Source organism: Dyadobacter flavalbus, from assembly GCF_006149045.1.
Taxonomy (GTDB): Bacteria; Bacteroidota; Bacteroidia; order Cytophagales; family Spirosomataceae; genus Dyadobacter; species Dyadobacter flavalbus.
On sequence record NZ_VBSN01000027.1, the window covers coordinates 906,823 to 926,347 of the forward strand.

The following is a 19,525-nucleotide window of genomic DNA, read 5'->3' on the forward strand; positions in this document are numbered from 1 at the left end:
TATAGCAGATAGAGCTATGCGATTTTATCCAGCGTCATCCGGGACCCTTTCTTAAGATCCTCTTTGGCCGGCTTTCCGATAATGTCTTTCAGATATTTGGGATGCAGACCGAAGCCCGGGCGAATGGAACGTACATTCGATTCCGTTATGATTTCTCCTGCTGCAATGTCCTCAACCACATATAAGGATCTTGAAAAGTCTTTGCCTTTTGCCTGCTTTTCGGTCAGTTTATAATCCACTATGCCGATGGCCTGTTCAGCTTCTCTCACCGATTTCACCATTTCCGAGAATTCCGCTTCATTCATGGAAAAGGATGCATCGGGGCCGCCGATGGCTCGGTCCAGAATGAAATGCTTTTCAATGATTTTGGCACCAAGAACCGTGGCAACAACCGGAACGGTACTGCCAATGGTGTGATCGGAAAGGCCGCTGATTACATGGAACCGCTCTGCAAAATCTTTAACCATCGTCATGTTTGCCTCACCAATCGGAGCCGGATAGCTCGATGTGCATTTCAGCAAAGCAATCTGATCGTTGCCCTGCCTTGCGCAGGCATCCAGGGCGAGCCTGATATCTTCTTCGGTGGCGATGCCGGTGGAAATAATGACGGGCTTTCCTTTGGAGGCAACAAGCTCGATCAAAGGGATGTCAGTAATTTCGAACGAGGCAATTTTATAGGCGGGCACATCCAGCGTCTCCAGAAACGCAACGGCTGTTGGATCAAACGGAGAAGAAAAGCAAATCAAGCCTTCTTCCTCCGCTACACGGAATAATTCCGCATGCCATTCCCACGGCGTATAAGCCTCTTGATATAAGTCAAATAAATATTGTCCGTCCCAGATCGTCCCGCCGATACGAAAATCGTCCATGCGGGAATCGATGGTGATTGTTTCGGCCGTATAAGTCTGCAGTTTGATACAATCCGCGCCAGCTCTTTTAGCAGCTCTGATCGTTTCTATCGCTGTTTCCAGACTGCCATTATGATTGGCCGACAGTTCTGCAATGATAAATACAGGACTGTTTTTATTTATTTCAAATGTTCCTATTCTCATCAGATATTCATAGTGTATTTGTAGTTCTCACCTTCCATTTCTTTCGTAAAACCAAATCGCTCGAATGTCTTACACGACGAAATGTTATCAGGCATTACAATTCCTGAGATTCGTGTTATCATTTGCCCTGTATTTTCACAAAGCGATAAAATTCCCTTTTTCAGCAATACGGCGCCCAGGCCCTGGCCATGATAGTCCGGATCCAGCAGATAACTTATAACCGCTTCTTCGCCATGCAGGTCAAACCGGATCGAACCGACAGGCTTGCCATAATACAATGCAATATAGAATATACATTCAGGATCCGTTGATTTTCGTGAAAGCCAGTCAACATGGTCTGCAAAGTGTATGGTACTTTTATTAAGGGAATACCTCCGAACCTGCTGATCCGAAGCCCAGTGATAAGTTATTTCTGCATCGTTATTTGTTAATCTGCGCAGTTGAAAATTTTGCTCGGAAACCAGCTGCTGAAAAAGTTTTTTTATCCGTTCTCCCGATTTTCCATCAACCAGTTTAGCATTTTCAGAACTTTGCTGAGAAAAATATTTCTCTACTGCGGAAAGAATGTTTTCTTCTGAAAAATCTTCAGCGCTGATAAAGGCATTTGCCTTTTTATAGTTTTCAAAAACAAACCTCTGATTATCAACGTACATTCCGGAAATAATTTTTGCTCCCGACGTAAGTGCTTCCGTCAGGATCCCGCTTGCCGGAACAATGCATAATTCAGCTTCAGACATTTGTCCGGCCATATCCTCGGCACTGATGTTACTGTAATGAATTACGTTGTCGTGTTCATTTAGAATGGCCGCCAAAGATTCCTGATGACTGTATGCAGCACCGGTTACGATGCATATTTTGCTAAACTGACTGAAGGTCAAGACAACATTCAGTGCCGTTCTGGTTAAGTTCCGGCTGTCCGAGCCGCCGAAACAGATCAGAACCGAGCCACTTGCAGTTTGCTGTTTTTTCATCCTGGCCAATTCGAGAAATGCCGGACGGATCAATGCATAATCGGGGCCAAGCGCGAACTGCGTGTACGGCTGTGCGTCGTATTCATTCGGAGAAACGCAGGGTGTATGATTTAAAATCAAATCTGCAAAGCTGGGCTTTTCATGCAAGTCGTCTATACTCACTAGCTGACAGCCTATTTTCTTGACAGCAAGTTGATAATCACTTTCAAGTTCATAGCTGTCCACGACAACCAGGTCTTTTGGTGACAAAACAGCCAGGAGTGCTTCGTCATTTTGAAGGCGCATAAAGGCAAAACCGGCATGCCGTATTTCGTCGATGATGCTATCCGGAATTTGTTTACAGGCAAAATGAATGTCAAAGTTTTCAACAAGCATTTTTGCCAAAGCTATACACCTGACAAGATGGCCGAGGCCAATGCTGGAACTTCCATCCGTCCTGATATATAGTTTACTTTTCATAAAGCAGTTTGTATTTCATTTCCGCCATCAGCCAGTCAGAGGCCGTATCGATATCCTGCACTTCTTCTTCCGACAAGATGATGGATGCCGTGTTTGACGTAAAAAGAGAATCCGTAATTTTTGCTGGATTGTACCAGTACCATTGGCCGGCATCATGATAAACCGGTTTCAGGTCCTGCGACCTGACATTCCGATTTTCCGGCCAAACCATCTGTACTTTTCCGTCCGTTATTTCCAAACCCCGCCAGATCGGATAGGAGAAAGGAACAACCGGAAACACGGAGTCAAAGCCGGATTCGCTCATCATTGACATTCCGGCCCGCAAATGCTCGGTTTTAATTAAAGGTGCTGTGGGGTAAATGCAGCAGATCTTATCGTATATAACCGAAAAACGAGTTTCATATTCCTTTTCTACTTCCTTGATAACGTCCACGGTGGATGCGAAATCGTTTGCATTGCCTTCGCTTCTCAGAAACGGGACAGATGCACCATGATTTTTTGCGATTCCAGCAATTTCAGGATCATCCGTTGAAACCATTACGTCACTGAATAAGCCGGATTTCAGTGCGGTTTCGATGGCATAGGCAATAATCGGTTTTCCCAGAAAATCCCTGATGTTTTTTCTTGGAATACGCTTGCTGCCGCCCCTTGCCGGAATAATTGCCAGGGTTTTATCCATGATGGTAATAACTGTTAACAGCGTCAATGACAAACGACTGTTCCTCTTCGGTCAGTGTCGGGTACATCGGCAGGCTGATACATCCCCGGTAGTACGCTTCCGCATGGGGCATATCACCCGCTTTCCAGCCAAGATTTTGATAATAGGGCATCAAATGGCACGGAATGTAATGGATCTGGGCAAAAATGTCTTTGCTTCGCAGGTGATTATACAAGCCCAGGCGATCCTCCACTTCTATAATATAAAGATGATATGCATGGCCTGTGACTACGCCACTTTGTCCATATACAAATGCCTTGTCAGAAAACCCGGCCTGATAAGCAGCCGCAATCGCCCGGCGTTTTTCAAGGCCGGCATCCGCTCTTTTTAACTGACTGACGCCTAGTGCAGCCTGAAAATCCGTCAATCGGTAATTATAACCCAAAGTCTGCATTTCCATATACCAGCCCGGATACTGCTCGGCTCCACCGGCCAGCTCGATGCTGTTTACATACAGGTCATTTGATTTTACAATCCCGTGCGTCCGGAGTGCAAGCAATTTTTGATACAACTCGGCATCATTGGTTGTAATCATTCCGCCTTCCCCGCATGCAATATGCTTTACAGGATGGAAGCTGAAAATCGCAAGATCCGCAAAGTTGCTGTTTCCGCAAAGCTGTTCATTGCCAGCCGAATCTGTAAAAAAGCCCCCGGGTGCATGGCAGGCGTCTTCAATCATCCACAGACCGTATTCATCAGCCAGTTCTTTAAAAGCTTCCAGATTGACTGTATTGCCTGCAAAATCGACCGGAATAATTCCTTTATATGTTCCTTTCGGGGCACTTTCCAGCAAGTTGCGTACCGAATGAATATCAATCAGATAGGTTGACGGGTCAATGTCGGCAAATACAACTTCTCCTCCGCAGTAACGGATGCAGTTTGCCGATGCTGCAAATGTAATGGGTGTTGTTATTACTTTATCGCCCGGGTTCACGCCTAACGCAAGCGTACACAAATGCAGCGCCGCTGTTCCATTTGCCACCGCAACAGCATATTTTGAACCCACATATTCTGCAAAAGCAACTTCAAATTGCCGGATATTAGGTCCTTGGGTGAGATAGTCAGACTTCAATACGTCTGTCACGGCCTTAATGTCCTCCTCGGTTATGTTCTGCCTTCCGTACGGTATCATTCAAGAAAAATTAAACTGTGAAGTCGGGATCTACGTGCTCAACGATTAAAGCCCGCAGACTTTCAACTGTTTCCCATTCTGTATTGTTTCCGGAATTATAGGAGAAACCGTCCGGCACTTTTTTGGCATTGAAGTGACTGACAAAATCAGAAATGCTCCATGTCGGTGTCTGAGGCACGATTGCATAATATTTGCCCAGATCATAAGTGAAGAATGAATCGGATGTTGTGATCATTTCCTCGTGAATCTTTTCGCCCGGACGGATGCCGATCACCCGGTGCTCACATTCCGGTCCGATCGCCTTTGCGATATCGAGAATATTGTACGATGGGATTTTCGGGACAAAAAGTTCTCCGCCCCACGCTGTTTCCAGCGCATGCAGCACCATGTCCACACCACCCTGCAGAGAAATGTTAAACCGGGTCATGCTTTCGACTGTTATCGGCAGTACGCCTTCTTTTTTCTTATTGATAAAAAAAGGAATAACCGAACCGTTGGAACCCATTACATTTCCATATCTGACAACAGAAAATTTGATAGGATTCTGTCCGCGAATGTTATTGGCTGCAATAAAGAGCTTGTCCGAAGTGAGTTTTGTGGCACCATACAAATTGATCGGAGCTGCTGCCTTGTCCGTCGAAAGTGCAACTACATGGCTTACTTCGGTGTCCAGCGCTGCATTAATAACATTTTGTGCTCCGTTGATATTGGTCTTGACACACTCGCTGGGGTTGTACTCAGCGATAGGCACATGCTTCATTGCAGCCGCATGTATCACAAAATCAATTCCTTTAAAAGCTCTCCGCAAACGTTCTTCATCTCTTACATCACCAATAAAAAAGCGGATCTGCGGATACTTCTCTGGTGTGTATTCCTGTGCCATCTGAAATTGCTTCTGTTCATCTCTCGACAAGATGACGAGCCTTTTCACGTTTGGCCATCTTTTAAAAATAGTTGCAGTTAATGCTTTACCTAAAGAACCAGTTCCTCCGGTTATAAGTATTGATTTACCGGTCAAATCTAGCATGTTCATTTATTTTAGTTGAAAATAATTTACAGATGTATAGTGCTAAACAAGTTGCTTGTGAAGTTTCTCTTTAAAGAAAATGATGTAGGTGAGTGTCAGGAATATTCCCAGAACCGAGAAGATAACACCGATAAAAAGGCGCTTCGGGCTGCTTTTCGCCAGTGGAACCCGGACCGGCTCCAGAACTTTAAAAACAGGTTTCTCTTCCTTTTCACGTATTTTGGATTGTTCCAGCTTGATAGACAAATCCGAATGTATTGCCTCCGAAAGAACGTATTCAGCTTGTAGCCTTTGTTCTTCGATCCTCGCTACGTTCAAAAAGGTGTTTCTGTGCGTATCCCTGTATGTTTGCAGGGCATATTCTGCTTTCTGCTGTCTTTTTCGGGCTTCCGCCACTCTTTTCTGAAGGAACTCAACCTGCTGGGTCGTTTTGGATATGGTGTAATTGCTGACGTAATTGATCAAGTATTTCTCACCTGCATCAACAAGCATCGCTGCAACTACCGGGTCAGTCATTTCGCTTTCAATTGTAATAATTCCATCTGTGGTCCCGACCGTAGCATGCACGAGATTTTTTGCAGCCATTACCATTTTTTCCTGTTTGGGATCAAATGAAAGAATTTTGATTTTGGGGTTAGGTAATTTGGGCTTGGTTTCTTTCTTTTCCGTTTTTCCAAATGAAAACAGGCCCGACAGGAAAGATTGTGAGCTCTTTCTTGTCAGGTAACTTTCCAGCGTAGGGTATGATACATTATTTATATCAACAACCGGCGTCTTTAGCAAATACTGTCCGAAAGGAATTGTTGAAAGGATGTTCGGGTATAGCTCTGGCACCAGTTTACCGTTGGGATCAGCACCAGCGCCCAGTGCCATGCTGAAAAATGAATTGTTTCTGCTGGATCCCAGTTCGGGCAGCAGGATTGTCTGAGCGGTATATCTCTTGGCAAGCAGGAAACTGAATGCAACTCCGATCATGGCGGACAGCACGGCAGCAGCTATAAGAACCGGTAAATATTTCTTGAAAAACCCTACAACTTCAAAAATGCTTATCTCAAGTGTGTCGGTGTTTTTATCAGCTTGTATTTCGGGATTAGTCATTGATGTTATCTGCTCAAAGTAATGATAGCGATGGATAATGTGCTCACCATAGATGCAATGAATGAAAACAGCGCTATACGTTCACCGGGTGTCCTTTCACGGTCAGGTTGTTCTGCTTTTACCGGGATTGTGACTACTGAGCCGGGTGCAATTGCCGGATAGGAGCGGAAAAACAGAAAGTTTTTGGTTCGGTAGGTCCGTCCGTTCGGATGCGACACGTAAACGCGTTTTTTCCAGCCCTGCTCCGTATAACCGCCCGCCTGTGAAATGTAATCTTCATATTCATATTTCGGATCGTAATTCATCACTGAAGGATTATGTACCCCGCCCTGAATCCGTACCGTTTCAGACCTTCTTGGAATCATCAATGTATCTCCGTCTAACAGTAACAGGTTGGATGGCAGTGACGGTTTTTTCATAATGGTTTCAATATCCACTGCAAGCAATTCCCTGTTCCGGTAAAAACGCACACCCGGCAGATAAGCTTCCGGTTTAACGCCGCCAGATTTTGTAAACAGATCGGATATGCGTTCGAAGTTGCTGATGATGGTGTAATTTCCGGGAAACTTCACTTCCCCCATAATCGTTACCGTTTTCTGAGCTTCATAACGCGGGGATTTGCGTACGATTACCATATCGCTCGGTTCCAGTTTGAACTTCTGGTCTTCCGGATTAAGAATCAGATTGTCCGCAACATCCATGGTGTAAATGCGCACGTTCTGTGATGTTGGCAAGTCAAGCGTATCATTTTTGACACGTCTGGAAACTTCAATCCGGTACGGAACACCGCCTTCTGTATAGCCGCCAGCCTGAAATATCAAATCCGCAATTGAAATATCCTTGTAATAGAAGTAATTACCCGGATTGATAATAGAACCTGATATCGACAAAAATGTAAATTCTTTAAGATCTTCAACGGATTTTACAGTCAGGATATCACCCGGAAGCAGTTCGATATCTGCAATCTCGCCATTGATGAGTTTACGCAGGTCAAACGCCACAATTCCGGTCTGGGTGTCACCGCTGGATCTTTCGAGAAGTGCACGGTTCAGAAAGGCACGCGGGCTGAGTCCCTGAGACATCTGAATAAGTTTCAGTACGGTATTGCAGCGTTCTTCCAGTGCATAAATGCCCGGCAAAGTCACAGCACCTTTTACTTCAACCTGATTGCTTACGATGTCAAGAATTTTCTTGATGTTGAAAATATCTCCGTTTTTAGGTGTAAAAGAGGCAATCTGTGCAGAATCAAGACTTCCGATTACATAATTGGTTCCGGTATTTCTCTGGTACGTTAATGTTCGGGTATAAGCTTCGGGCGTGAATCCGCCTGCATACCGGATCAGGCTGGAAATGGATTCGCCTGTTCTGGCTTCAAAAATGCCGGGCCGTTTCACTTGCCCGACCAGCTCAATCCTGCTTTCAAAAGGTCGTATCAGGATGATATCCTGATCCTGCAAAGCGATGTTGTCTTTAAGGTCCGCATCCACCAGGAAGCGGTAAAGGTCGATTTTCCTGATTACATTATTGTTTCGTATAACCTCGATATTTCGGTATGACCCGTTTTTGTTGGGGCCGCCGGATAAGGACAAAGCGTTAAAGGCAGTCGCAAGTGAAGAAACAGTGTAAGTTCCCGGACGCGTTGCTTCGCCTGTTATCATGACGCGGATGCTCCGGACATTTCCAAGCGTAATGGAAGAGTAAGTGCCTGATCCCGGCCGGTTTAATGTAGAATAGGCTTGCCTGAGCCGGTTTACAATGCGCTCATTGGCCTGCTCGATTGTAAGGCCATTTACATACACAGGTGCCAGATTAAGCATTTTTACAGTTCCTTCCGGACTGATCTTCATTTTGAAATTGTCCACCGCATTGCCATAGATATCCACTACAATTTCATCTTCCGGGCCGAGAATGTAATTTCTGGGTGTTGCGATACGCAGGTTTGGCTCGAAAGTGGATGAAGGCTGTGCGAAAAACGAAGAGCCGAAAGTACGGTTAATGCGTCTTCTCGTAACTTTTCTTGCGTTCGTTGAATCCCTTTCGTTATTGGTCTCATCTTCAAGTTCGTCCAGCTCATCCTGTTCATCCTGATCCCGGGTTTCATCCAGTTCATCACGGTTCGGATCAGCAACTTCTTTCTCCTGAGTCTTTTGCGCCACACGCTTACGCATGGCTGAAATCTGGTCCAGCGTATAACCTCTTTGCAAGGCCGCTTTCTCAATGTCCATATCAGACATGCCCGTTGATTTGGCCTGGTTGTAAAAATCTGTTGCCTGCTGATTGGTGATCTGCGAAGGATCTACCTTTTGCGTTGGGGCTGGCAATACAGTTGCAGGCTTGGATGGATCAGTGTTTTGAGCAGAACCGGAAATGCTTACAAAGAAGAACAGCGTAAAAGATATAACACTTAAGTATAACCTCGAAAAGAAATGATAATGCATGCAGTGTTTTTTAATTACAATCAACAACTACTCGGTGAAAAGCAGCGTCGGGTTCAAATTAGGATTTTTAAATCGGGGTAAAACTACTAAAACTAACTGTTAAACTCTTGACTTATTGAAATATAGCCAATGCATAATCTATAATGCAGTCTGGATTGAAAGTTCTTTTAACTGCCCTTCTGAAATAGTAGACGGAGAATCGATCATTACGTCACGTCCTGAATTATTTTTCGGGAAAGCAATGAAATCCCGGATGGAATCCGCGCCGCCGAAAATGGAGCACAGCCTGTCAAAACCAAATGCGATTCCGGCATGCGGAGGCGCTCCGAATTCAAAGGCATTCATTAGAAAACCAAATTGTTCCTGTGCTTCCTGTGGAGAAAATCCCAGAATCTCAAACATTTTCTGCTGCAGCTCTTTTTCAAAAATCCTTACGGAACCGCCGCCCACTTCAACGCCGTTAATAACCATATCATATGCATTTGCCCTGATCTGACCCAAATTGCCGTCCAGCAGCGCAATATCTTCAGGTTTCGGACTGGTGAACGGATGATGCATGGCAAACCATCTGTTTTCAGCCTCTCCGTATTCCAGCAGCGGAAAATCAAGAACCCATAAAACCCGGTATTCGTCCGGATTCCGTAAGCCGAGCCGCGAACCCATTTCAAGGCGCAGTTCATTCAGTTGCTTGCGCGTTTTATCCGCCTGGCCGGACATCAACAAAATCAAATCTCCGGGCTTAGCGTTAAACGCATCAACCCATTTTTTAATATCCGGTTCAGAGTAGAATTTGTCAACGGACGATTTGATTGAACCATCGGCATTGTAACGGACATACACCAATCCCTTCGCACCGATTTGCGGACGTTTGATCCAGTCCGTCAGTTCATCAATTTGCTTGCGTGTGTAAACGGCACAACCCGGCGCACAAATTCCGACAACCAGTTCCGCGTCATCAAAAACACCGAATCCCTTGCCGGAAGTCAGGTCCTGATTTTCGCCTTTCAGTTCCGCAAACTGCATATCAAAGCGGATATCCGGCTTGTCCGATCCGTAAAGGCGCATGGCGTCCGCATAAGTCATGCGTGGAACTTCGGGAAGTTCTATTCCTTTCACCTTGCTGAACAGATTGCGTATCAGTCCTTCAAACGTATTCAGTACATCTTCCTGCGTCACAAATGACATTTCACAGTCAATTTGGGTAAATTCCGGCTGGCGGTCTGCACGAAGGTCTTCATCACGGAAACATTTTACAATCTGGTAGTAACGGTCAAATCCGGCCACCATCAGCAACTGTTTGAACGTTTGCGGCGATTGCGGAAGCGCATAGAATTCGCCCGGGTTCATGCGGCTTGGAACCACAAAATCACGTGCGCCTTCCGGCGTTGACTTGATCAGAACCGGCGTTTCCACTTCAATGAAGTCCAGTTCGTCCAGATATGCCCGGGTATAGCGCGCCACCTGATGCCGTAACTGCAGGTTTTTGCGTACATTGTTTCTTCTTAAATCAAGATAGCGGTATTTCATTCGGATGTCATCGCCGCCGTCGGTTTCATCTTCAATCAGGAACGGAGGCAATTTGGCTGCATTCAGAACCGTAAGTTCGGAAACACGTATTTCAATGGCGCCGGTGGCTATTTTATCATTCTTGGCAATCCTTTCAATGACGATGCCCTTGGCGGAAATGACAAATTCCCTGCCCAGCGAACGTGCCGTTTCCAATACTTGCGAAGGTGTTTTCCCTTCTTCAAAAAGAAGTTGTGTCAAGCCATAGCGGTCACGCAGATCCAGCCAAATCATTCCGCCTTTATCCCGAATGCGCTGTACCCAGCCGCATAATACAACTTCCTGATTTACATGTTCTAAGCTTAACTCCCCGCAGGTATTTGTACGTAACATATAATTATTTTAATACGGATATAAAGAAAGTGCCTGATAATAAATGGCGCAAAAGTACGTATTTTTAGCAAATCTAACATGAAGTGTTTTTTATGAAATTATATAAAAGGCCTGGAAGACAGATTGGTCGCGTGCTTTCTTCATTGATATTGTTGACACTCTGCAGCTGCGATCCCGATCCGGATCCTGAAACCGGAAGTTCAGAGTCATTTGAATCCACACCGCAGCAATACGCCATTACACCCGGCAGGATCGATGAAGCATCCGGGCTTGCACCCGGCAAAAATCTGGATGGATTTCTATGGACTTTACAAGATTCCGGAGCGCCCAATTCGCTTTATCTGATCAGCAGCGACGGAAAAGAAATCAGGGAATATCCTGTTCCCGGAACGGCCAATCACGACTGGGAAGATATGGCCATCGGTCCCGGCCCGAAAGACGGTACCCATTACCTTTACATTGGCGATATCGGCAATAACAACAAACCGGTTACTTTGACCAATACCATTTACCGCGTTCCTGAAATCGGTGGCACAAACGACAGCTTTTCACAAAATTCCGTTGAGAAAATAACTTTCAGCTATCCGGACGGTGCCCGTGATGCCGAAACACTGCTGCTTGATGCCGTCACAAAAGATCTGTTCATTCTTTCAAAGGAAATCGGAAGCACCGGAATTTACCGTCTGCCGTTTCCGCAGTCCACTTCGGAAACCATGATTGCCGAAAAAGTCGGGACTGTTCCTTCGGTTTCACTTGCAACCGGCGGCAGTATTTCGGCAGACGGAACTGAAATCCTGATCCGTACTTACCTATCCGTTCATTACTGGAAAAGAAAACAGGATAAAACCATCGGGCAAACTTTGTCGGAATCTGCATTGAAACAGCTTTCTGTTGCGCCGGAACCGCAGGGAGAAGCAATCTGCTTTGATCGCGAAAGTGCCGGCTTTTATACGCTTAGCGAAAAATCAAATTCCCCAGGCGTAAGCTTAAATTATTATAAAAGAAAATAATACAATTCCAATGCTTAAAAAACTCCTGTTTCTAACGATCGCTTTTTTTTCCTTAAAAGCAAATGCCCAGAATAATACCGACGAACAGTTTATCAGGGATAATTATTCCAAAACCGAGTACGACATTCCGGTCAGGGACGGCGTAAAATTGCATACTATCGTGTACGTCCCAAAGGATGCGTCAAACGATAAAAAGTATCCTTTTCTCATGCAACGTACGTGTTACAGCGTGGCGCCGTACGGAAAAGATACTTACCCGCCGCGCCTGGGGCCGAGCCCTGCTTTGATGCGCGACAAGTTTATTTTTGTTTATCAGGATGTTCGCGGCCGTTATATGAGCGAAGGCGAATGGACGAACATGACGCCGCATATTGCGCAGAAAAAAGGCAAAACGGATGTGGACGAAGCTTCCGATACGTATGATACCATTGAATGGCTTTTGAAAAATATCCCTTCAAACAACGGCAGAGTGGGGCAGTGGGGAATTTCCTATCCCGGATTTTATACAACGGCAAGCGCACTTTCCAATCACCCGGCGCTGAAAGCTTCTTCCCCGCAGGCACCGATTTCGGATTTTTTCTTCGATGATTTTCATCACAACGGCGCGTTTACGCAAGGTTATTATCTGACTTTTCCGGTGTTCGGCATCAAGCCGCAGCAGCCGGGTGCCGCTTCGTGGTTTGCCAATGATTTTATCAAGCCTGAGCCGGACGGTTATACTTTCAACCTGAAAATGGGTTCACTGAAAAACTTTGACAAATATTACTCCAAAAACTTTTTCTGGCAGGAAACCATTGCGCACCCGAACAAAGACGAATTCTGGCAAAAAAGAGACATTCTGCCGCACTTGAAAGGTTTGAAACATGCATTCATGACCGTTGGCGGATGGTTTGATGCCGAAGATCTTTACGGCCCGCTGAATACGTATAAAACCATTGAAAAAAACAATCCTTCCATTTACAATACGCTGGTCGTAGGGCCTTTCGGGCATGGCCGGTGGAGCCGTGAAACCGGGCATACACTGCATAACGACATTTATTTCGGCGACAGCATTGCTACATTTTACCAGAATAATATTGAAGCAAAGTTCTTCAGGCATTTCCTGAAAGAATCGGGCGACGGCAAAACCGGCCTGCCGGAAGCTTACTTGTTTGATACCGGTAAAAAAGAATGGAAAACCTTTGATAAATGGCCGGCAGCAACGGCGCAAAAAGTAAAACTGTACTTTCATCCGAACGGCAAACTGGATTTCTCCGAGCCGAAAGAATCAAAATCAACGTCTGCATACGTGAGCGATCCCGCCAAACCGGTTCCATATACAGCCAATGTAAAGCAAATGTCGGGTTTTACGCCTTTTGAATATATGTCAGAAGATCAGCGCTTTGCGGCTTCGCGGCCGGATGTACTGGTTTTTAAAACGGATGTTCTGCAGGAAGATGTGACGCTGGGCGGTGAAATCACGGCATTGTTAAAGATCAGCAGCACAGGAACGGACGCCGATTTCTTTGTAAAGCTGATTGATGTTTATCCCGATGATGAAAAAAACCATGAGTTCATGCCCGACCCGAAAACGGTTATGGCCGGTTATCAGCAAATGGTCAGAAGTGAAATTATGCGGGCCCGGTTCCGGAACAGTTTTGAAAAACCCGAAGCGCTCGTTGCAGGCAAAATGACCGACATCAAATTCCGTCTTCAGGATGTGCTTCACACTTTCAAAAAAGGGCACAGTATCATGATTCAGGTTCAGAGTACTGCTTTCCCGCTTTTCGACCGCAATCCGCAGAAATACGTGGATAATATTTACAAAGCCGCGGATTCTGATTTTATTCAGGCTACACAAACCATTTATCATCAGGCCGGCGCTGCAAGTATGATCGAGGCGGATGTCATTAAGCAGTAACTTTCCAAAACAGAATGAATTTAAAACTAATTGTAATGAACATAATTTCGGCAACGATACTGGCTTCAAACGGTTCTGCCCAGCAACTGAATTATCCTGCAACCCTGAAAATTGATCATACCGATGAATATCACGGCGTAAAAGTGCCCGATCCGTACCGCTGGCTGGAAGATGACCGTTCCGATGAAACGGCTGCGTGGGTAAAAGCGCAGAATGAAGTCACATTCGGTTATCTGGACAAAATTCCTTTTAAAAACAGAATTTTCACCGATCTTGAAAAAGCATATAATTATCCCAAGTACTCCGCTCCGGGCAAAAAAGGCGAATATTTCTATTTTTATAAAAACGACGGACTTCAGAACCAATCCGTACTGTACCGGCAGAAAGGGCTGAACGGCAATCCCGAAGTGGTACTCGATCCTAACAAACTTTCTGCGGACGGCACCACAAGGCTTACGGTTTTCAGTTTGTCCAAAAACGGCGACCATGCGGTCCTGGGTTTTTCCAAAGGCGGCTCCGACTGGCAGGAATATCAGATTATGGATATGAAAAATTTATCCATGCTGCCGGATAAAGTGGAATGGGTGAAAATTTCAGGCGCTGCGTGGCAGGACGACGGATTTTATTACAGCCGTTATCCGAAGCCGGAAGGAAGTGAACTGGCTGCAAAGAATGAAAATCATCAGGTTTTTTACCACAAGATCGGAACCTTGCAGCAGGACGATAAACTGGTTTTTGAAGATCCGGCGAATCCGCAGCGTTTCCATATTGTAAGCACAACCGAAGACGAGCAATATGCATTTCTGAGCGTAAGTGACCGGGGAAAAGGAAAGGACGGAAACGGACTTTGGGTTCTGAAAAAAGGAACCTCGCAATTTATTCCCGTAAAGGAAGAAATTACGGATTTCAGCTATAGCGTGATCGAGAATGTCGGCAACGATTTTCTGATTGAGACCAATGAGAACGCGCCGAACAGCAAAGTGCTGCGCTATGAATCTGCATCGAAAACGTGGAAAACACTTATTCCCGAAAAACCGGAACCTTTGCAGTCTGCGGGCATGGCCGGCAGTAAATTGTTTGTTTCTTACTCCAAAGATGTTACAACGCGTGCTTATGTTTATGATCTGAAGGGAAAGCTGGAAAATGAAATCCGTCTCCCGGGGCTTGGAACTGCAACGGGTTTTGGCGGGGAAAAGGAAGATACTTTCGTTTTTTACACGTACACCTCATTCAGCTATCCGCCGACTATTTTCCGGTATGACATTGATATGCAGAAAAGTGCCGTGTTCCGTTCGCCGGAAGTTTCTTTTAATCCCGAAGATTATGAAACAAAACAGGTTTTTTATCCAAGTAAAGACGGCACAAAAATCCCTGCTTTTATCACTTATAAAAAAGGACTGAAACGGGACGGCTCCAATCCGACCATTTTGTACGGATACGGCGGTTTCAACATCAGCCTGACGCCATCTTTCAGCCCGACAAGAATCCCGTTTTTTGATCAGGGCGGCGTTTACGTGCAGGCCAATCTGCGCGGCGGAAGCGAATACGGGGAAAAATGGCATGAACAGGGCATGAAGCTCAAAAAGCAGAATGTATTTGACGATTTCATTGCCGCCGCCGAATTCCTGATCCGTGAAAAATATACTTCGCCGGAACGTCTTGCCATTCAGGGCGGCTCGAACGGCGGCTTGCTCGTCGGGGCGGTTATGAACCAGCGGCCGGAGCTGTTCAAGGTTGCTTTTCCGGCTGTGGGCGTCATGGATATGCTGCGGTTTCACAAATTCACGATCGGCTGGAACTGGATTGCCGATTACGGAAGCAGCGATAATGCGGACGAATTTAAGGTGCTGTTTGGCTATTCTCCGTTGCATAATATCAAAGAAGGCGGAAAATACCCGGCGACCATGATCACAACTGCAGACCACGACGACAGGGTAGTGCCCGCACATTCATTCAAGTACGCGGCCGAACTTCAGGCAAAGGCCGGGGCAAGTTCCACAAACCCTTTGCTGATCCGCATTGACACTAATTCCGGGCACGGTGCCAGCAATACAAAAAAAGCGCTTGAAACACAGGCGGATATCTATGCTTTTATGTTTGAGAATATGGGTTTGGCTTGGAAGTAAATTTAAAGTTTCCGGAAATTACTTTGATAAAAATAACTTCATTATCTCACATTATTTCTTATTTTATTTCAACATGCAGGATACAACAGGACGGTGCGTATAGCTAAGTTTTCTAATCTTGTGTCCGGTTCCAGCGTATTGATCCTTGCAGCTTGTCCTTTCTGGAGCCGGTTCTTTTACCTCGAAATGATAATCAATCAACTTAAAATATGAGCAGCATTACAACAAGCCAATACAAGTACGTAAGCTATTTATGGGATGATGAAAAAGCCGCTTCGCTCGGAGACGATCAGGTGGCGCTTTTGTTGTACCGTTCCAATTTATTAGGTGCTGACCTTCGCCTGACGAACTATGCGGGCGGAAATACCAGTTGTAAAACAGTTGAAAAAGACCCTTTGACGGGAAATCCAGTAGAGGTAATGTGGATTAAAGGTTCCGGCGGAGACATTGGAACGCTGACAAGAAGCGGACTGGCCGGACTGTATCAGGACCGTCTGCATAACCTGAAAAATATATACAGAGGGCTGGAATTTGAAGATGAAATGGTGGAGCTTTTTAACCATTGCATTTACGACCTCAAATCAAAAGCACCTTCCATTGATACGCCGCTGCACGGCTTGCTGCCTTTCAAACATATAGATCATTTGCATCCCGATGCATTGATTGCCATTGCTGCTTCCAAAGAAGGAGAAGCCATTACAAAAGAGCTGTTTAACGGAGAGCTGGCGTGGGTTCCTTGGCAGCGTCCGGGTTTCGACCTTGGTTTGAAGCTTGAAAAAGCACTTGCCGACAATCCGGGCATCCGCGGGATCGTACTCGGCGGACACGGGCTTTTCACATGGGGCGATACGGCTTATGAATCGTATATCAATACGCTGGATACCATTGAAAAGGCTTCTGCTTATTTACACGAAAATTTTGGTAAAAACCGTCCGGTGTTCGGCGGGCAGCGTCTGGAAAATGAGTCCCAAAGCCGCCGTTCGGAAATTGCGGGAAAACTGGCGCCTTACCTGCGCGGACTTGCTTCCGAGCAGCAGGCCATGATCGGGCATTTTACCGATGACGAAAGAGTACTTGAATTTATCGGCAGCAATGATCTGGATAAACTGGCTCCGTTGGGAACAAGTTGCCCGGATCACTTTCTGCGTACCAAAATCCGCCCGCTCGTTCTGGATTTGCCTTTTGAAAAACTGGAACTGACCGATCAGGAAATTCTGGATCATATCCGTCCGCAGTTTGAAGCCTATCGCCAGGATTATCAGGCTTATTATGACCGTTGCAGGCATGACAACAGTCCTGCTGTGCGCGACCGTAATCCGGTGATTATATTGTTGCCGGGTGTGGGCATGTTCTCGTTTGCCAAAGACAAACAGACTGCACGCGTTGCAGCCGAATTTTATATCAATGCCATTAACGTAATGAAAGGCGCAGAAGCCATTTCTTCCTACGTTTCCCTTCCCGAACAGGAAGCGTTTGACATTGAGTACTGGCTGCTGGAAGAAGCAAAGCTTCAGCGTATGCCGAAAGAAAAGTCGGTTTCGCGCAAGGTCGCTTTTGTTACCGGCGGATCAGGCGGAATAGGAAAAGCCATTGCGCAGAAATTACTGCAGGAAGGCGCCTGCGTGGTTATTTCCGATATTGACGAAAAAGCACTGGCGGAAACCAAAGCAGAATTTGACGGAAAATACGGAAAGGATTTTTCGGATACAACCATCGCCAATGTGCTCGAAGTGGATCAGATCAAGGCTGCGCTTCATGCCACAAAATTGAAATACGGCGGCGTCGATATTGTTGTAAACTGCGCCGGGTTGTCCATTTCCAAACCATTGGCGGAAACAACCATCAAAGACTGGGATATATTGCAGGATGTTCTGGTTAAAGGACAGTTCCTCGTTTCCCAGGAAGCCGTTGCCATCATGCGCCAGCAGGGATTGGGCGGCGATATCATCAATATTGCCAGCAAAAACGGTATTGTTTCAGGCCCTAACAACGTTGCCTACGGAACGGCCAAAGCTGCACAGCAGCATATGTCGCGTTTGCTGGCGGCGGAGCTTGGAGCAGATAAAATCCGCGTAAATGTGGTGAATCCGGATGCAGTTATTTCCGGAAGCAAGATCTGGGAAAGCGGCTGGGCTGCGGGCCGGGCCAAAGCATACGGTATCAAAGTGGAAGAACTGCCTGCATACTATGCCAAAAGAACCGTTCTGAATGCGGAGATCCATACCGAGGACATTGCAAACGGCGTATACATTTTTGTAAGCGGGCTGTTGAGCAAAAGCACCGGAAACGTAATCAATGTAGACGGCGGCGTTCCTGCTGCATTCCTGAGATAAATTTCAGATCGGGCAGCATTGTTTTTTGCCTGTTTAAACCTGTTAATTATGAAAATCGAGCAATATCAGATTGATCAGCATAATGATAGCCTGCTGTCAAGGCATCAGAAACAGTTGCGCTATACCAATGAGCAACTGGGAGAACAGGACATTCATGCACAGGGAATTATAAATGAACTGGCGGCGTTTCAGGTGGCTATTCCCAGCTGGGCGCTTGGAACCGGCGGAACCCGCTTCGGAAGGTTTTCCGGCGGCGGTGAACCGCGCTCGCTGGAAGAGAAAGTGGAAGATGTCGGCCTGCTGCATGCACTGAACCGTTCCAGCGGCTCCATTTCGCTGCATATTCCGTGGGATATTCCGGAACAGGCGAATTCCATTATCAGCCTCGCCACTTCGCTTGACCTGAAATTTGACGCCGTTAATTCCAATACTTTCCAGGATCAGAAAAATCAGGAGCAATCCTATAAATTCGGCTCGCTTTCACACGTTGACCCGAAAGTTAGAAAGCAGGCCGTTGAGCATAATATCGAAGTGATCAGATACGGAAAAGATCTGGGTTCCAAAGCTTTGTCGATCTGGCTTTCAGATGGTTCTTGCTTTCCGGGACAGTCCAGCTTTGTGAAATCTTTTCAGTATACGCTGGAATCTCTTCAGGAAATCTATGCTGCACTGCCCGACGACTGGAAGGTATTTGTAGAATACAAGGCTTACGAGCCGAACTTTTATTCCACCGTTATTCAGGACTGGGGAAGTTCCCTTCTGTTTTGCCAGAAACTGGGCCCGAAAGCGGATGTACTGGTCGATCTCGGCCATCATTTGCCCAATGCAAACATCGAACAGATCGTGGCAACGCTGATGATGGAAGGGCGTCTGGCAGGATTTCACTTCAATGATTCCAAGTACGGCGATGACGATCTTACCGTCGGAAGTATCCGGCCGTATATGCTGTTCCTGATCTTTGTGGAACTGGTGGACGGCATGAAACGCGCCGGAAAAGGCAGCGACGGATATGCGTGGATGATCGATGCGAGCCATAACGTAAAAGATCCGCTGGAAGATCTGCTGCAATCCGTGGAAGCTATTCTGCTGGCCTATGCGCAGGCGCTGATCGTGGACAGAAAAAAACTGGAACAGGCCCGGAACGAAAACGATGTAGTGCTTGCACAGCAGATTCTCCAGAATGCATTCAGAACGGATGTGCGTCCGCTTGTACGGGAATCCATGCGCATAAACGGCGGTTGCATTGATCCAATCGGCCTTTTCAGGAACCTGAATGTACGCTCGGAACTGATGAACGAACGCGGAAAACTGACGGTTGCAACCGGATTATAAAACTTTACATTAACAATTAATTCTATTAGG

General features: G+C 46.1%; 13 protein-coding genes. 5 read left to right on the forward strand and 8 right to left on the reverse strand.

From position 1 onward, the window contains the following. Nucleotides 1–14 precede the first annotated feature (14 nt). From pseI to aspS, 8 genes are all read right to left on the reverse strand, one after another. Nucleotides 15–1,052, reverse strand: coding sequence for a pseudaminic acid synthase (gene pseI, locus FEM33_RS09030; RefSeq protein WP_139011696.1), 1,038 nt, complete (start codon nt 1,050–1,052; stop codon nt 15–17). Next, on the reverse strand, nt 1,052–2,482 hold the full coding sequence (pseG, locus tag FEM33_RS09035; RefSeq protein ID WP_139011697.1) for a UDP-2,4-diacetamido-2,4,6-trideoxy-beta-L-altropyranose hydrolase: 1,431 nt from the start codon (nt 2,480–2,482) through the stop codon (nt 1,052–1,054). The genes pseI and pseG overlap by 1 nt, the downstream gene beginning before the upstream one ends. After that, a complete protein-coding gene (gene pseF / locus FEM33_RS09040) occupies nt 2,472–3,161 on the reverse strand; it encodes a pseudaminic acid cytidylyltransferase (protein ID WP_139011698.1) in 690 nt (229 codons plus the stop codon). The genes pseG and pseF overlap by 11 nt, the downstream gene beginning before the upstream one ends. After that, the gene (pseC, locus tag FEM33_RS09045; protein WP_139011699.1) at nt 3,154–4,332 is read right to left on the reverse strand and encodes a UDP-4-amino-4,6-dideoxy-N-acetyl-beta-L-altrosamine transaminase; all 1,179 of its coding nucleotides are present in this window, start codon (nt 4,330–4,332) and stop codon (nt 3,154–3,156) included. The genes pseF and pseC overlap by 8 nt, the downstream gene beginning before the upstream one ends. A gap of 10 nt (nt 4,333–4,342) precedes the next feature. Further along, nucleotides 4,343–5,359 (reverse strand): UDP-N-acetylglucosamine 4,6-dehydratase (inverting), encoded by a 1,017-nt coding sequence (gene pseB, locus FEM33_RS09050; RefSeq protein ID WP_139011700.1) that lies wholly within the window; start codon nt 5,357–5,359, stop codon nt 4,343–4,345. Nucleotides 5,360–5,401: 42 nt separating this feature from the next. After that, the gene (locus FEM33_RS09055; RefSeq protein ID WP_139011701.1) at nt 5,402–6,457 is read right to left on the reverse strand and encodes a Wzz/FepE/Etk N-terminal domain-containing protein; all 1,056 of its coding nucleotides are present in this window, start codon (nt 6,455–6,457) and stop codon (nt 5,402–5,404) included. Nucleotides 6,458–6,462: 5 nt separating this feature from the next. Continuing rightward, a complete protein-coding gene (locus FEM33_RS09060) occupies nt 6,463–8,895 on the reverse strand; it encodes an SLBB domain-containing protein (RefSeq protein WP_139011702.1) in 2,433 nt (810 codons plus the stop codon). Nucleotides 8,896–9,033: 138 nt separating this feature from the next. After that, a complete protein-coding gene (aspS, locus tag FEM33_RS09065; RefSeq protein WP_139011703.1) occupies nt 9,034–10,794 on the reverse strand; it encodes an aspartate--tRNA ligase in 1,761 nt (586 codons plus the stop codon). Nucleotides 10,795–10,886: 92 nt separating this feature from the next. On the opposite strand from aspS, the gene FEM33_RS09070 reads away from it, so the two are divergent. The 5 genes from FEM33_RS09070 (at nt 10,887) to FEM33_RS09090 (ending at nt 19,495) form a co-directional block, all read left to right on the forward strand. Then, on the forward strand, nt 10,887–11,804 hold the full coding sequence (locus FEM33_RS09070; protein ID WP_139011704.1) for a YjiK family protein: 918 nt from the start codon (nt 10,887–10,889) through the stop codon (nt 11,802–11,804). Nucleotides 11,805–11,814: 10 nt separating this feature from the next. After that, nucleotides 11,815–13,704: a CocE/NonD family hydrolase gene (locus FEM33_RS09075; RefSeq protein ID WP_139011705.1), complete on the forward strand. Its 1,890-nt coding sequence runs from the start codon at nt 11,815–11,817 to the stop codon at nt 13,702–13,704. Nucleotides 13,705–13,739: 35 nt separating this feature from the next. Beyond that, nucleotides 13,740–15,830 carry a prolyl oligopeptidase family serine peptidase gene (locus tag FEM33_RS09080; RefSeq protein ID WP_139011706.1) on the forward strand — a complete coding sequence of 697 codons (2,091 nt, stop codon included), beginning with the start codon at nt 13,740–13,742 and terminating at the stop codon, nt 15,828–15,830. A 209-nt stretch (nt 15,831–16,039) separates the two neighbouring features. Continuing rightward, nucleotides 16,040–18,163, forward strand: a complete 2,124-nt coding sequence (locus FEM33_RS09085; protein WP_201747710.1) for a bifunctional aldolase/short-chain dehydrogenase — start codon at nt 16,040–16,042, stop codon at nt 18,161–18,163. 48 nt (nt 18,164–18,211) lie between these two features. Next, nucleotides 18,212–19,495, forward strand: a complete 1,284-nt coding sequence (locus FEM33_RS09090; RefSeq protein WP_139011707.1) for a sugar isomerase — start codon at nt 18,212–18,214, stop codon at nt 19,493–19,495. Nucleotides 19,496–19,525 lie beyond the last annotated feature (30 nt).